The sequence below is a fragment of the Pseudomonas sp. CIP-10 genome (assembly GCF_020911845.1).
GTDB lineage: Bacteria > Pseudomonadota > Gammaproteobacteria > Pseudomonadales > Pseudomonadaceae > Aquipseudomonas > Aquipseudomonas alloputida.
The window spans coordinates 4503829-4517353 of sequence record NZ_CP087160.1 but is presented as its reverse complement, the minus strand read 5'-3'; the positions used below and the strand labels follow the sequence as shown (position 1 = coordinate 4517353).

The window sequence follows — 13525 nt, the reverse complement described above, 5'->3', positions numbered from 1 at the left end:
ATTGGTCTTATCCATGGTTGTATAGCCTGCTCATTACGACTCTGGTTCGATTCAGAGTTTCACCGGACTTATCCATTTCCTTAAGAATTTCACGGTTGGCGAGATAGTAGCTCTCAAGCTCCTCTTGTACTTTGTGTAGTTGAGAAATAAGTAAGTCATTCTCATTGGTAAAGAGGAGAGTGTTCGATTGTATTTCTTGTATTTCTTGTAGGAGTAGTTCCTGTTTTTCACTTGCGGTGGACAGTGACTGCTCAAGTAAAAGGCTGTTGCTTTTGTGTGAAACTATAGCGCGATGAAGCTCTTCAAGTTGTTCTTGAGTTTTATGCAGCTGAGTGAGAAGGTAATCGTTCTCTTCCTTCTGCAACAGTTCGCTTCGCTGGGAGGCTTCTAGCTCATCACGCACTGACGCTAGAAGCTGCTCGCTTCGCTCGAAGAAATTGATAGTGTTGGAAAGTTTCTTGGGCAGATTGAGAAGGTTTAATAAATCCATCAGTCCATCATAAGAGGGCAGCGCTACGTTGGTGCGCAGATCTGGTTCACTTTCCGGAGTCCAGGCCGCCGCTTCCAGCGCTTCGTAGATAGTCCAGCACTCTGGAGCTGCTAGTTCAAATAGGCCTGAAAGGGTTGGAGCTAAAGGGCTAACGGCTAAGGCAGTCCCGTCAGGCGAACCGATGAATCCAAACCGTTCAGCCAGTACCTGTGGATTTACTCGATCTACGTTAATCAACGTGAGACCACTTCGATGAGTACGGCGAAGCTGGAGAATAGCGCGCTGCTGGGCTTGCCACTGCTGTAGATCCACCTTCGCGTCCGCGCTTCCACCTTCAGCCAGCCATACCCAAGGCGCTCGATACAGCCAGATATACTGCCGGGACGATTCTCCACGCGACATCTCGGCTTCAGCGATAAAGAGTGAAGCTGGTTGCCAACTGAAGGGCACTGCGTCCACAGAGGACAAGCCCATGAATTGACGGAAAATTAGCTCACTCAGCCCTGAAAAAACATTTTGCATCGAAGTCGCCTCGTAGATAATATTGGCCTGAATATCAGTCTTTACTGAAGATATCGCGGGTATACACCTTATCGCGGATATCATGGATGTCATCAGTTAAACGGTTGGCAACGATGACGTCGCAGCTCGACTTAAATGCGTCTAGGTCGCGTATTACGCGAGAGTTATAAAAATTCTCGTCTTTTAGAACTGGTTCATAAACTACGACCTCGATGCCTTTTGCTTTGAGGCGTTTCATGATTCCCTGGATTGACGATGTGCGGAAGTTGTCGGATCCGGACTTCATGATCAGTCTATAAATTCCAACTCGATTAGGATTTCGCTTGATGATAGAGTCGGAAATGAAATCCTTCCGTGTTCGGTTAGAGTCAACAATGGCTTGTATAAGCGTCTGAGGGACGTCTTGATAGTTGGCAAGGAGTTGTTTGGTGTCTTTCGGTAGGCAATAACCGCCATAGCCAAAAGAAGGATTATTGTAATGGCCGCCAATACGCGGGTCCAGGCTAACCCCTTCGATGATTTGCTGGGTGCTTAAGCCGTGGATCTCAGCATAGCTATCAAGCTCGTTGAAATAGGCGACGCGCATTGCAAGATAGGTGTTTGAAAAAAGCTTTATGGCTTCAGCTTCGGTTGAGTCGGTGAAAAGTGCTTTGACGTCTTTTTTAATAGCACCCTGCAGCATCAGCTCTGCAAATAATTCTGCGCGTTGAGAGCGTTCGCCAATTACGATGCGCGAAGGAAATAAGTTGTCATGGAGTGCAAGTCCCTCACGTAAAAATTCTGGAGAAAAGATGAGGTTTGTGCAGTCGAATTGTTTTTTCATTCGTTCCGTAAAGCCAACCGGAACTGTAGACTTGATAATGATGGAGGCGGAGGGGTTGATATTCAATACATCTCGAATAACAACTTCTACAGCGCTCGTATTGAAAAAGTTTGTTTTCGGGTCGTAATCGGTTGGGGTGGCGACGATTACAAACTCAGCATTTGTGTATGCTTCGGTTTTGTCAAGCGTCGCTCTGAGATTTAAATTTTTGTTCTGCAGATAGTTTTCGAGATCAGTATCGACTATAGGGCAAATGCCATTATTGAGCGAGGCCACTTTCTCAGGTACTACGTCCAGAGCTACGACTTCGTTATGCTGAGATAGTAATACAGCATTTGAAAGTCCGACATAACCTGTGCCTGCTACAGCAATTTTCATTTCTCGATCCTTGAAAGTAAGTTACTTTTCTATACTGTTGGCATTGAAGTTGGTGTAGTCAGGGTCGCGTCTTCTAGAGCTTTCAGGCCAAGTACCAATTTCATCAATAGACACCGCAATATTACCAATATCAATGTTTTGCAATTGATCGGGCGTGAAATCGAACCAACGAACAGCCTGTATCGCAAAAATCAAATCTTGCGTAAATCGCATTTTTATGACTTTTGCAGGAATTCCGCCCACAATTGCGTATGGCGGAACGTTTTTGGTCACCACTGAGCCCGAGGCAATTATCGCACCGTCACCAATTGTTATGCCTGACATAATGTAAGCATTGTCACCTACCCATACGTCATGCCCAATTTTGACCCTGATTTTTTTTTCAAGATGAGCATATTTGAGCACTGGCGGGTTGGAGTTTTTCTTAAATACAGGGCTTGTAGATAAAGCACCAAAGTCGTGCGATCCAGAACCAATGATAACATTTCGGCCGATTGAGCAATAGCGGCCAACTATTACTTGGCTGCGCACCAGGCCACTGTTCATGTAGGAATGTAACCCAAAGGCGCAACCTTGGTGAATTTCGCATTCGCCTAAAGAGACGCCTGATTCGTATCTAAAGCCAGACGGCGGCTCATAGCCGCCTAAAAATTTTAGTCCATCTACAAGATTTTTAGAATGTCTCATAATTTGTATATTATTTTTTGGTTAGAAACTTGGACTTCAACAGGCTTGCGCGATAGATTGCAAGTCGAATATAACCCTCTAACGAAGCATCAAGTAGGTCCACATGTTTACTATTAGCGTTGTGAATAGAAGAAGCGCTGAGTTTGTCCCAGGTGGCTCTACTGTTGTAGAGCCATGCAGCCATTTCGCCCATTTCTCCTGGAGTCCGTACTGCCATGCCAGTCGCCGAAATATATTCGCTTAGAGAGTGGGGCATGTGCCTATACAAGGTTGGAGTACCGTACTGCTGCGCTTCACAAGCGACCATCTCAAAAGTCAAATGTACGTTAGCGCAGATGAAAAGCCTGCGTTGCGCCAGCCATTCGCCAAAATTTTCCTTCATGTGTGAAACGTATTTGACCTTAGGGTGTGGGTTATTACCCTGGTATTGCTTGTAAGCATAAATATTTACATGTGGCAGCCTATTGTGGATAGCATCAATCCAAGGGTTTATGCTTCCTCCGATGACTATCGGGTTGCCCAGCTTTGTTGCATCGCCTAGACAGATACCTTCACGCTGGTCAAAGCTAGGCACCATTTCATACGGGGTGGGCAAAAGAGTTTTAGGAACGACACATACGTAATCCCGCACCGAGTTCAGCAGTGGGTCATTGGCCGCCGACTCTGTGAATACAGCAGCGAGGACCGGAGTGCCGGCTTGGCTGTTATACTCTTTTAGTTTTTCTACAATCCACTGGCTCCGGTGGCTTTCATACAGATACGATAAATTTAGTAGCACTGGGACGCCGTGCTTTCTTAACAGGTGGATTTTATCGTCCACAGTAGAGAAGTCAGGGCGCTCTGGGTCTCCAGGATAGATCCAACAAATATCGTGGCCTGAGACGTGTTCAGCCGTCATCTCATTCCCGGTATCGAGAATCGATACGTTGTGACCCAATTCTGTAAGGTGTTTTTTTATCAAATGGCAGGATTTATAGATTCCGCCTTTTGAATAGCTCTCAAAACGCCCGATAATAAGGATGGAGAAGGGCTGAAAACTTTTCAATACCCAAGGGAGATTGTTGGATACAAAAGTGTTTTGAATTTCTTTGGTATTTTTCTTGCTTGCTTGATCGGTGTGGGAGTGTGCAAAAATAGAGCTTTCTTTGCTGCCCTCTACCTCGGTTATCTCATTCTTTTCATGTTTTATAACAATGAAAGGGATGTTCTGCTCTTGTCCTTTAATCGAAAAGAAAATATCTGCCATGTTAGGATGGACGAAATCGCTCTTCTTTATCGATAGTTCGCGGGTGTGGAAGGCGCAGCAGCCTGTTCCTAGGATATGTACAGGTGTGTCGACAGGGCGGTGAGCTGAAAATACAAAAACGCGTCTTGACGCACCGTCATAGTAGTTGACGAATGGTTCCTTAATCAAAGATCCATGCCAACCAACTGCGGCTCTATAGTTATGTTCCTTAAGTTTTGCTGCCGTGCGTTTAATGTAATCGGGCGGGTAGACAAGATCATCATCGCAGGTGAAATACAAACCATCATGATTATCTACCCAGTGGAATTTTCCAACATCGCCGAGATCAGCGTCGTGGAAACCAGCAATCTCGATTTTTTCGTGACGAAGGAAATCAGGGATTCTCTTCCAGCCGTTAAGATAAACTCCTATCCTTGGAGCTTGATTAATTAGGGATGCAATCGTCTGTTTGAGTGCGGTCTCTCGTTCAGGAATTGCTGCGATTCCTACGAAGATATTATCTTCGTTGTTGTTTTGGAATGTTATTTGCTCGATTTCACCCGCTGGTGCGCGCTTGGCGCACAAATGCAAGTTAATCCGTATTGCCTCGGCTAGTTCCGGGCTTTCTTGTATGGATTTTTTATAAAAAAGTGCAGCTTCGCTGTACTTTTTTGCACGGAACAGCTGGTTGGCTGTTGCAAGGTTGCTTGGAGTGTTTAGTTTGTCCATGTTATTCCGAAACGAGCTCGTAGATGTAAAAATCACTGAAAGATGACTCCCTGCTATTTTTTATTATGCTATATGGGAACTCATTTTTCACTATGGTAATTAAAGACCAATTCGGTTTGTTTTTCTCAATCCAGTCTGTGAATTTCCTTCCCTTCACGTGAGCGGAGTTCGTGTCCAGGTCCTTGCAGTTGCTTGAGTAAATAATGCAAAATCTTGTTGATGAGGAAAAAAGTATTTCCATATATTGTGTGAAGTTTTCGTCGCTAGTGATGTGAAAAATAACATCGAGCGAGATGGTTAAGTCTTCTTGGAAGCGCTTGGTGCCAAATTCGGTTAGCGACAAAAATTTCTTTGTCGGGTCATCTTGGAATTTTGTTCTACATAAGGCGATTGCAGTGCTCGCAATGTCTAATCCAGTGTATCTTTTCACTGAAAATTTAGACGCTTGGTTTCCGTCGCCGCACCCGAAGTCAATGATACCTTCGATATTTTTTGAGGTGATGAACTCGTTAATGGTTTTTGCTTTAAATTCTGCAAGCTTTCCGTACGATCCCGCTCCGGAGGTCCCATTATCCTCATACCGAGTGGTCCAATAGTCCTCATCCGATCCAGCATGCGATCTGAGATTTGAAATGCCAGTTTTATCAGATTTCACCATTACGCCCTCAGTTAAAGGTGTTCCCTCAGGTAAACGTCCTAAGCCAGTCTCCGCTTGCTTCTTCGCTACAGTGCAGCGTTAGTGGTCTTAAGTAATATCATGGTTGCGATTCAATTATATCTAAAATAGATTCAAGAATTCGACGCATCTTAATGTGCTCTTGAAGTTGCTGGCTCCCAGGGAAGCTATTAGATGTTGGTTGATGCAGTAAATCACCTAGTAGTGCTATTGCTTCTTGGTTGTTAGGGCTTGCCAATAGGAATGACTGGAGTATGCTAATTGCTGCGTCCGGGTTGTCTTCGGAGACTAGTTGATGCGTCCTTACTGAAACTCTTTGGCTCTGAGTTTTAGCGAGCTGTGTACGAATATTTATGTCGCCGGGACAAAGCGCTGCCGCTACATTCAGTGCTTGTTCGGCTTCTTCAAAGTTCGAAAGCGCGAGCTGGCTGTTTGCGATGCCGAGATGAGCCCAGTGAAATCTCAAGTCAGCCCCGGCGGAAATTTGAAACGCATTCAGTGCTTCTGCTGGGTTCTCCTCCAGCATTAAACACTCACCTAGTTTGCAAAATCCGATCGGGTTTTCACCTAGGGCACTATTTATCGTGTTCCATGCACTGCGCGCAAATGCTAGTTCGCCGGTTTCTTGAAGGCGGGACGCCAATTTATAAGCTTGAACGAAGCTATGAAGTCTGTCGGTGTGGCTTAAGACTTCTGAGCGTTTAATGAAGCTTTCCAGGGCACTCAAACCCAAGGCTCTGGGCACTTGTGGGTACGCTGTTTCTTTTTTTTCGGAGCAGAAGAGAATTGGGCTGCCAGTAAGTATCGAACCGGTATCTGCATCGCGGGCTACTAAGCTATGTGCCTGGCCATCGAAAAGTTCATGTGATAATTGCACGGAGAACATGTGGTAGCCGTCGCCTATGTTGGCGGCTTGCAGGTCTTGGCGAAATTCATCTGCGACCCCATGGCCTATCACCTCGTCACTTTCGAGAATCTCGATAGTCATCTTTTTCTTAGGTATGGTTGTAGAGTACGCCCAACCATAAGCTCGTCCGTCGGAGACATAGTCAAAGTGCCCGCGAACTTCGGTTGATGAAATTGTTGTCGCAGAAATAGCGTTCATAAATTTTCGATCTGCTAGTGAGTGCGAATTGATTGTGGAAGGCTATGGTGACCTAGTGCCTGAAGTGCTAGGTTCAAGACGGTTTGGAGCTCGTCAACCAATCTTGGCTTTCTGAAGAAAAAATGCATCAAAAATTTTGGTGCATGGCTAGTCCTAAAACTTTGCCATTTCAACCAGTGGGATTTGATGGCGTAGCCCTTACTGATTTTTGCATCCACAGTGCAAGGCTGAGCTGGCGTTTCTCGATTGGGGGTGCGCCCGGAACTGAGTGCGAGCAGGAATCCAAGGTCGCGACCTGTTCCTGTGATATCTAAGCACTTTTCACACAATTCCCTGCTTTGCTTCAGAAGCCTTAGCAAGAGATATTGCTCTCGACAAATAATCCCGTACATTTAAGCTACCTTCCATCCTTTGAACATACGGACTGCGGATCTTGCTTCCTTGCGTGGATGCCCCCGAGCGGCATCATTAACCCGCCGTAGGGCCCGGTCAAATAATCCGATGCTAAGGCGGGATGGTAAAATGGATCATTGTAAAGACCGATTGTCCAACGCTCAATGAATTTTTGCTGTTCGCGTTGAGCGCGTGCGCGCTTTTCAGGCGCCAAATCTTTGCCGCGGCTGGCGGACTCTGCGTGGATCAGCCGTGCAAATGCACTCCACACCAGGTGCAGCCCTAGTTGTTGAATTCTCAGGCAAAGGTCGACATCGTTGAATGCCACGGGGAATGTGAGTTCATCAAGCCCGCCCACTTCGTCGAACACTGCTTTGCGCATGAGCATACAGGCTGCCGTCACTGCACTTTGCCGACGCGTTAGCTGATTGAAGCCCAAATATCCCGGGTCCTCTTCTGATAGCGTATTGCCACTGTGTGCAGCCAGGCCATTGATACCTACTACTACACCGCCATGCTGCACCATGCGGTTGGGCCACAACAACTTCGCCCCCACTGCGCCTACGTTCGGGCGCAGAAGTTGCGCCACCATTTCTTTCAGCCAGCCGCTGTCGATGATTTCGATATCGTTGTTCACCAAGCCGATCATGTCACCCGTGGCCAGAGTTGCAGCGCGGTTATTGATGGTTGAGTAATTGAACGGGAACGGGTGGCGAAGCACTGTAACGCCACGCTCACTTAATGCCGTCAAATATTCCAGCGTTTGTGGGTCGCTGGATTGGTTATCCACAACAATGAGTTCGAGGTTCGGGTAGTCGGTGTCGTTAAGTAAGCCTTCCATGCACGCGGCCAGCAGTTTGTGCTGGTCACGCGTTGGCACGATCAGGCTGACGCGGGGCAGTTCCACGGGTAATGGCCAGTGGGCTCGTAGCAATGCTGGGTAATTGTCCACCGTGCTCACGGTTGCACCAGCTGCCAACCGTTCGCACAGCCAGCTGATCGCCTGCTGCCGTTCGGGGCAGGTTGCTGCCTGCTCGGGGCTGGCGGCTGCAGGGTGGGCCCGGTGGTACAGCACACGGGGCAAGTGGCTCACGCACAGTTGATTACTCTGCGTGGCGAGCGCAACCGCTGCGCTCAGCTCGTGCCAGTTGCAAGCCTGTGTGTCCGACCTTGCAGGTAGCAGCAGCATCGCTTGCTCAATAACCGCTTTGCCAAATATTGCGCCCGGCATGAAGATGTCGGCGCCGATGAACAAGTCAATGTCCCAGGTGGGTTTGAACCAGGGGAAGCTGCGTTCGCCTTGCGCGCCATCACGGTCGCAGTCGGCGTAACCCCAGGCACTGCCGTCGTCCAGCAGGGCGCTGAGGTGGGTAAGTGCATGCCCCGCCAGCCGGTCCCCTGCAACCAGCGGCAGAATGCGATCACAGCCCGCCTCGAGCAACTGCCTCAACCCGGGGGTGAGCATGTGCGGTGGCGTGGTTGCGAGGGCCTGTACGCCGATTCGGTCGGCACCCAGGCTTGCCAGGCTGGCCTGCTCAAGGGTGTTGTCACCGTCGCTGATCAACAGGATGCCCAGAGCGCCCTGCAGAGTAGGGGTTGGTACTTCGTCCAGGCGCTGGAAAGCGTCAAACCACTGTGGATACAGATGCCAGCCGGCGCTTTTGGGCAGGCGCAAAGCCTGCTCCCTGGCGATGCCGCCTAATAGGGCCAGGGTTTGATCGCCTTCGGCTACGGGTAGCTGTTGAAGCAGCCCCTCCAGCCCCTCCGGCAGGCAACGCAAGCGCACCGGGCTGCCTGGCAGTGGCTGGCCAAGGTCATTCACCACCTCCAGAACATGCAGTTCACCATCGGCAAGTTCCCAGGGCAGGTCTAGGGAGAAGCCGTGGTCGGCGCTAGCTCGATAGGCCAGTGCCTGGTGATGTTGGTCGCAAGTTGCTTGCGCGACCTCACGGCCGCCTTCGCGTACGCTGATTTGAAGGTGTCGGCGGGGCGCTTTGGGGTCCCATGCCCAGCCGCTCAAGCGCAGGCCGCCTGTATGCCACACCTGCGAAGCAACGGCTGAAGTGTCCAGAGCTGGTGCGGCAGGGATTTGCACCTCGCCTTGAAGCGGCAAGTCTGTATTGGCGATTTGCGCGGTGATCGTGCGGGCTTCGTTCAACCAGCTTTGGCGCAGTTGCACGGCAAAACCGTGGAATTGGTCTCCCTCTGGAGCGCCCGGTTCGTATTGGTCGGCGCGGGCAATTGCGACGCTGGCGCCGTCGATGAGTACTTCAACGATCAGGCGTTGCTCAGGTTGAGCGGCGTCCAATGCCCAGCCCTGCAATACGTCGCCCTGCAGGCCGATGATGGCACCGGTTGCAGTGGCGGGGCTGACGATAGGGTCGCCCGTCTGGGGCGTATCAAGGGCTGCATGGGGCATCAGGCTTGGCTCAGTAGAAAGGTAATTGGGTGATCGGGGTTGCGCCGAGTGTGTCGGCAACCGCCCCGGAATTAGCGTATAGCGGCACGCCCAGCTCGGTCGAAAGTGCCGCTGCGGGCCAGCCTGCCTCTGGGTTTTCAGTCAGACTCAGTACGGCTTCACAGCCTGCTGCTTTGGCCCGCTCGGCAAATGAGAAGGTTGCTACCTGCGGCAGCAGCTGTACTGTGCCAGTGGCTTGCAGGGGTTTCAGCCAGGGCGTCTCTGCCTTTGCCAGCAATACCGTGGGCAGTGCTTGGCGCGCCAGGTGGCGCGCCAATGCCAGCCATTGGCGCCCTGTTGTGGCGTCTAGGTTGTCGCCGATCAGGATTGCGCGAGGTAAGCCGGTCGGCAATTCTGTTGATTCTGGCGTGGCGTCGGTCAACAGCAGGCTATTGTGGAGAGCGGTTTCATTTGCACAATGCAGCGCTTGCCACGGCAGTTGGATGCTGGTGGCCTCGCTTGCGAACCGCTGCCAGTCATACGAGGCGTCATTATCCGGCAGGTGCGGGTCACTGCAAGCAATGCGATAGGGTGTGCCCAGCAGGGCAGGAAGCCGGCAGAGTTCGGTAGGGCAGCGGTGCAGGCTTTCGAATACGAGCTCGTCTTGCGGGAGCAGGTAAAGCGCTTCTACCAGTTTGTCGAAGTCTTGTGGCAGTTCGAAATCGAGCGTCAGGGGTAGGGCAGCCAAAGGTGCCTGCAAGCTGACCCAGGTTCGATGCGTGTCATGCTGCCATGTCAGGCTGAAGCGGGCGTCGTTGGCCTGGCTGCTGTTCAGGTGCAGGGCCTTTTTGCCCCGTGCTGGCCATTCCCCCTGTTGCTTGCCTGCGTTGCGTGCAAGCTGCGTCAGGCGTGCTCGTTGCAGGGCGTCGCGTGCCGGCTTGATGGGGTCGCGCAGGCAGAAGGCCTGATAACGGGCCGACGCATCCGGGTACCTTTTGCGCAATACGGCGTTGTTCTGTGCTACGCGCAGCATTTTTTCCGCGCCGAAGGAAATGCCACCTTGGTGCGCCACAAATACGTTGGGCGCCCCCACGTGAGTCCAGCCCAGGCTGCGGGCGCGCAAGCACCAGTCGGTTTCTTCGCCGTAACCGCGGGCCAGGTGCAGTTCGTCCAGGTAGCCAACCGAGTCCAGTGCTTCGCGCTTGATGTAAAGGCAAAAGCCGCAACCGGTTTCGATATCAACCGGCGTGCTGTCGGTGTTGCGCGCAAGGTCGTCCAGTTCGGCTTGTTCGGCTGCGCTGGGCATACCGTGGCTGATTTGGCTTCGCGGGAAGCTCATCAGCTCGCCATTGTTGGTAAAGGGCGTTGCCGAGGCGATGCTGGCATCGCTGTAGGCGGCCTGGCGCAGGCGGTCGAGCCAGTCGCCGTGAACGCGTGTGTCAGCGTTCAGCCAAACTACGTCCTTGCCCGGGCTTAGCGCCATGCCCCTGTTCATGCTGCGGATAAAACCCAGGTTCACGGGGTTGTTCACCAATGTGATCCTGCCCTTGCCAGCCAGAACCTTGAGTGCTTTGGCCAGCGCAGGTACCGGGGTGGCGTCTTCGATCACAACCAACCGATGCGGTGTGCGGTTGCGCTTGCGGGCCTCCAGGGCGCTGTTGATGCATTCCAGGGTTTCATTCAGGCCGTTGTACACCGGTATCAATACATCTACAGCCAGTGCCTTGCCGTGCTCAGGCAGCGGGGCGGGCGGTACGAACGCCGGCATTGCGTACACAGGGCTGCCAAGCAGTGCCCTGCCATTGGCAAGGCTGACCTTTACCTCTGGGGTCGGGTTGGGTACGCGAATGCGGATGCCGCCGTGTGTGCCTGGCAGTCCGGCTGCAGTCAGCAGTGGGTGTGGCGCACTGGCAAAGGTGTCGATTTGCCGGCCATTCACTTCCACTTTCAGGGCTGGGGGGCTTTGCAGGTTGCGCAGGTCAATTGCCCAGCCGTGAATCTCCCGTTGCTCGGGCAGGTAGCGGACCACACCAAGGGTTGTCAGTGGCTCAGGCTGGCCCGCGAGCAGCTTGAGTACAAAGGCCAGCTCGTTGGCAGCGGTGATCTCGGGCAGGTGCGCGAGAATCATCTGTCGCAGGGCTGTGGGGGATTCGGACTGGCTGCATGCCTGCCACAGGGACATGCGCAGCGCGGGGTCGTTGGGCTGCTTGCGCCAGGCTTCGGTGAGGTACCGGCTTGCCAGGTTAGCGTGCCCTTGGGCCAACAGGCTGCGCCCGATGAGTGCATGAATGTCAGCGCGGTCAGGTAGCGCCTGTACGGCGTTGCCAAAAAATAAAAAAGCCAGCGCAGGCGCATCCGGGAGCGCCGCTATACCCTTCCAAACCTGTGCTTCCGGCCGGTATTCGGCAATTTGCAAGGCGCGTTCCAGCACGGCAGCGGCAAGGCCGGGTTCGTTGGCCTGGCGGTGTCGGTGGAAAATATCCATGAGCGTTTCGCGCCCATGGTCGGGATGTTTGGACATAGGCTTGGCTTTAATACAAAAAATAAAAAGAGGGCGACCCGAAAGTCGCCCCTTTTTGCATACGACCCAGCCTTGCGGCTGGGCGTATCCTTGGCTAGAGCAGGGCTAGTTACACCTGGCCGTGCAGCACAACGACGTTGTCGATGTGGTCTGCAGCTTCAGGCGAACCAATGATGCTCAGGGCAACATCGGCCTGGCTCAAGCCGCTTTCCAGTTGTGCAGTCCAGAAGGCCTTGCCAGCTTCGTCAGCACCGCGGCCCAGAGCGGAGCCGTACAGTGCGTCAATGAACTCGCTGGTGGACTTCTGAGCAGCCTCTTCCGAGCCAACGATGAACTTGGCAACATCGGCGCGGCTGGTGCCGTTGAACAGCGCGGACACGTAAGTGGTCAGGCCGTCTTCGTCAGCGTCACGACCCAATACGTTGGTGTACAGGTCGCGGACGAAGTCACCGTTCGACTGGTCGCGGTTCTGCGCTTCTTCGGAAACCGAGATCAGGGCAGCAGCATCGGCCAGCGAGCCACCGTTAGCCAGGAATTCCTGGAACAATGCAGCGCCGTCTTCGTCAGCGGTACGACCCAGTAGGGAAGCGTACAGCTCGTTGATGCTGGCTTCGTTCGCGGCACCAGCGAACTCGGAAGAGTTCAGGAACTGGTTGGCGATATCGGTCAGCGAAGTGCCTTGGTTGACTTGGTCAACGAAGAACTTGGCGCCGTCTTGGTCAACGTCGCGATCCAGGATGCCTTGGAACAGGCGCAGAGCCGAGGCTTCGGCTTCGCTGTGAGCCAAGGCAACGGTTTCAACCTGGTCGCCGTTGACGAAGGTCAGGAGCTCGGCGTTGGTGATCGAAGCGGTTTGGCCAACACCTGGAGCGGCGCTGGTCAGGTTCACGTTGAAGCTGTTGCCGGTGGCGAAGTTGTAGTCGGCACGCGAGCCGTCCAGCTGCACAACGTCGAAGCCAGCGCCAGTATCGACGATGTCAGCGTGGTTGATGCCGCTCAGTACAACGGTGTCGTTGCCCGAACCGGTCTTCACGTTGTTGTTGCCAGCGCCAGCGATAACGGTGTTGTTGCCGTTGCCGGTAACGATGGTGTCGTTGCCGTCACCTGCGTCGATGTGGGTGTTCTGGTCGCCATTCACGGTGATGACGTCATCGCCGTTACCGGTGGCCACTACCAGTTCGATAGCGCTGTCATCGGCAGTTACGGCGATGTCAGCAGCAGCGAAGGCAGCGAAGGTAGCAGGGGCAGCGGAGTTGCCCTGCAGGGTGACAACAAGGTTGGCATCGCTTTCCAGGATGTAGGTGCTAGCGCCAGCGGCTTCGGCAGCGGACAGGTCCAGAGTGACCTGGTCGCCTTTCTGGCCAGCGATCGCGCCGGTTACTACCTGAGTAGGGGCGTTGGTTGGCAGCTGCAGGTTAACGCCATCGAACGAAGCCACACCAACGGTGGTATCTTCGCCGGTCAGGTTCAGCAGCGAGCTGATAGCGGCAACAGTGCCGGCCGACAGGGTGGAGTTGTCCAGGTGCTCTTGCAGCTGGGAGGCCGCTACGGGGTTATCGTATTGCATGATTTGTTCCT

8 protein-coding genes and 1 pseudogene are annotated in these 13525 nt (G+C 52.7%); all 9 read right to left on the bottom strand.

Annotated features, from left to right (window positions below):
* Window positions 1-7: 7 nt before the first annotated feature.
* The 9 genes and pseudogenes from LMH93_RS20380 to LMH93_RS20335 all read right to left on the bottom strand — a co-directional run bounded on the left by LMH93_RS20380 (window position 8) and on the right by LMH93_RS20335 (window position 13514).
* Window positions 8-1012 carry a hypothetical protein gene (locus LMH93_RS20380; RefSeq protein WP_230064527.1) on the bottom strand — a complete coding sequence of 335 codons (1005 nt, stop codon included), beginning with the start codon at window positions 1010-1012 and terminating at the stop codon, window positions 8-10.
* A 34-nt stretch (window positions 1013-1046) separates the two neighbouring features.
* Window positions 1047-2213, bottom strand: coding sequence for a nucleotide sugar dehydrogenase (locus LMH93_RS20375; RefSeq protein WP_230064526.1), 1167 nt, complete (start codon window positions 2211-2213; stop codon window positions 1047-1049).
* Between the two features lie 203 nt (window positions 2214-2416).
* Window positions 2417-2576: pseudogene (locus LMH93_RS29990) on the bottom strand (DapH/DapD/GlmU-related protein); the annotation flags it as partial.
* A gap of 334 nt (window positions 2577-2910) precedes the next feature.
* Window positions 2911-4854: a hypothetical protein gene (locus LMH93_RS20360; RefSeq protein ID WP_230064525.1), complete on the bottom strand. Its 1944-nt coding sequence runs from the start codon at window positions 4852-4854 to the stop codon at window positions 2911-2913.
* A gap of 1 nt (window position 4855) precedes the next feature.
* Window positions 4856-5509, bottom strand: coding sequence for a methyltransferase domain-containing protein (locus LMH93_RS20355; protein ID WP_230064524.1), 654 nt, complete (start codon window positions 5507-5509; stop codon window positions 4856-4858).
* A 100-nt stretch (window positions 5510-5609) separates the two neighbouring features.
* Window positions 5610-6635 carry a hypothetical protein gene (locus LMH93_RS20350; protein WP_230064523.1) on the bottom strand — a complete coding sequence of 342 codons (1026 nt, stop codon included), beginning with the start codon at window positions 6633-6635 and terminating at the stop codon, window positions 5610-5612.
* Between the two features lie 397 nt (window positions 6636-7032).
* Window positions 7033-9447, bottom strand: a complete 2415-nt coding sequence (locus LMH93_RS20345) for a glycosyltransferase family 2 protein (protein ID WP_230064522.1) — start codon at window positions 9445-9447, stop codon at window positions 7033-7035.
* Between the two features lie 10 nt (window positions 9448-9457).
* Window positions 9458-11911, bottom strand: a complete 2454-nt coding sequence (locus tag LMH93_RS20340; protein ID WP_230065378.1) for a glycosyltransferase family 2 protein — start codon at window positions 11909-11911, stop codon at window positions 9458-9460.
* Window positions 11912-12056: 145 nt separating this feature from the next.
* Window positions 12057-13514, bottom strand: coding sequence for a DUF4214 domain-containing protein (locus LMH93_RS20335; protein WP_230064521.1), 1458 nt, complete (start codon window positions 13512-13514; stop codon window positions 12057-12059).
* Window positions 13515-13525: the final 11 nt, after the last annotated feature.

Bases quoted from the DNA above. Each gene is read 5' to 3' on its own strand.
- LMH93_RS20335 (WP_230064521.1), bottom strand. From the start codon at position 13,514: ATGCAATACGATAACCCCGTAGCGGCCTCCCAGCTGCAAGAGCACCTG.
- LMH93_RS20340 (WP_230065378.1), bottom strand. From the start codon at position 11,911: ATGGATATTTTCCACCGACACCGCCAGGCCAACGAACCCGGCCTTGCC.
- LMH93_RS20345 (WP_230064522.1), bottom strand. From the start codon at position 9,447: ATGCCCCATGCAGCCCTTGATACGCCCCAGACGGGCGACCCTATCGTC.
- LMH93_RS20380 (WP_230064527.1), bottom strand. From the start codon at position 1,012: ATGCAAAATGTTTTTTCAGGGCTGAGTGAGCTAATTTTCCGTCAATTC.
- LMH93_RS20360 (WP_230064525.1), bottom strand. From the start codon at position 4,854: ATGGACAAACTAAACACTCCAAGCAACCTTGCAACAGCCAACCAGCTG.
- LMH93_RS20375 (WP_230064526.1), bottom strand. From the start codon at position 2,213: ATGAAAATTGCTGTAGCAGGCACAGGTTATGTCGGACTTTCAAATGCT.
- LMH93_RS20350 (WP_230064523.1), bottom strand. From the start codon at position 6,635: ATGAACGCTATTTCTGCGACAACAATTTCATCAACCGAAGTTCGCGGG.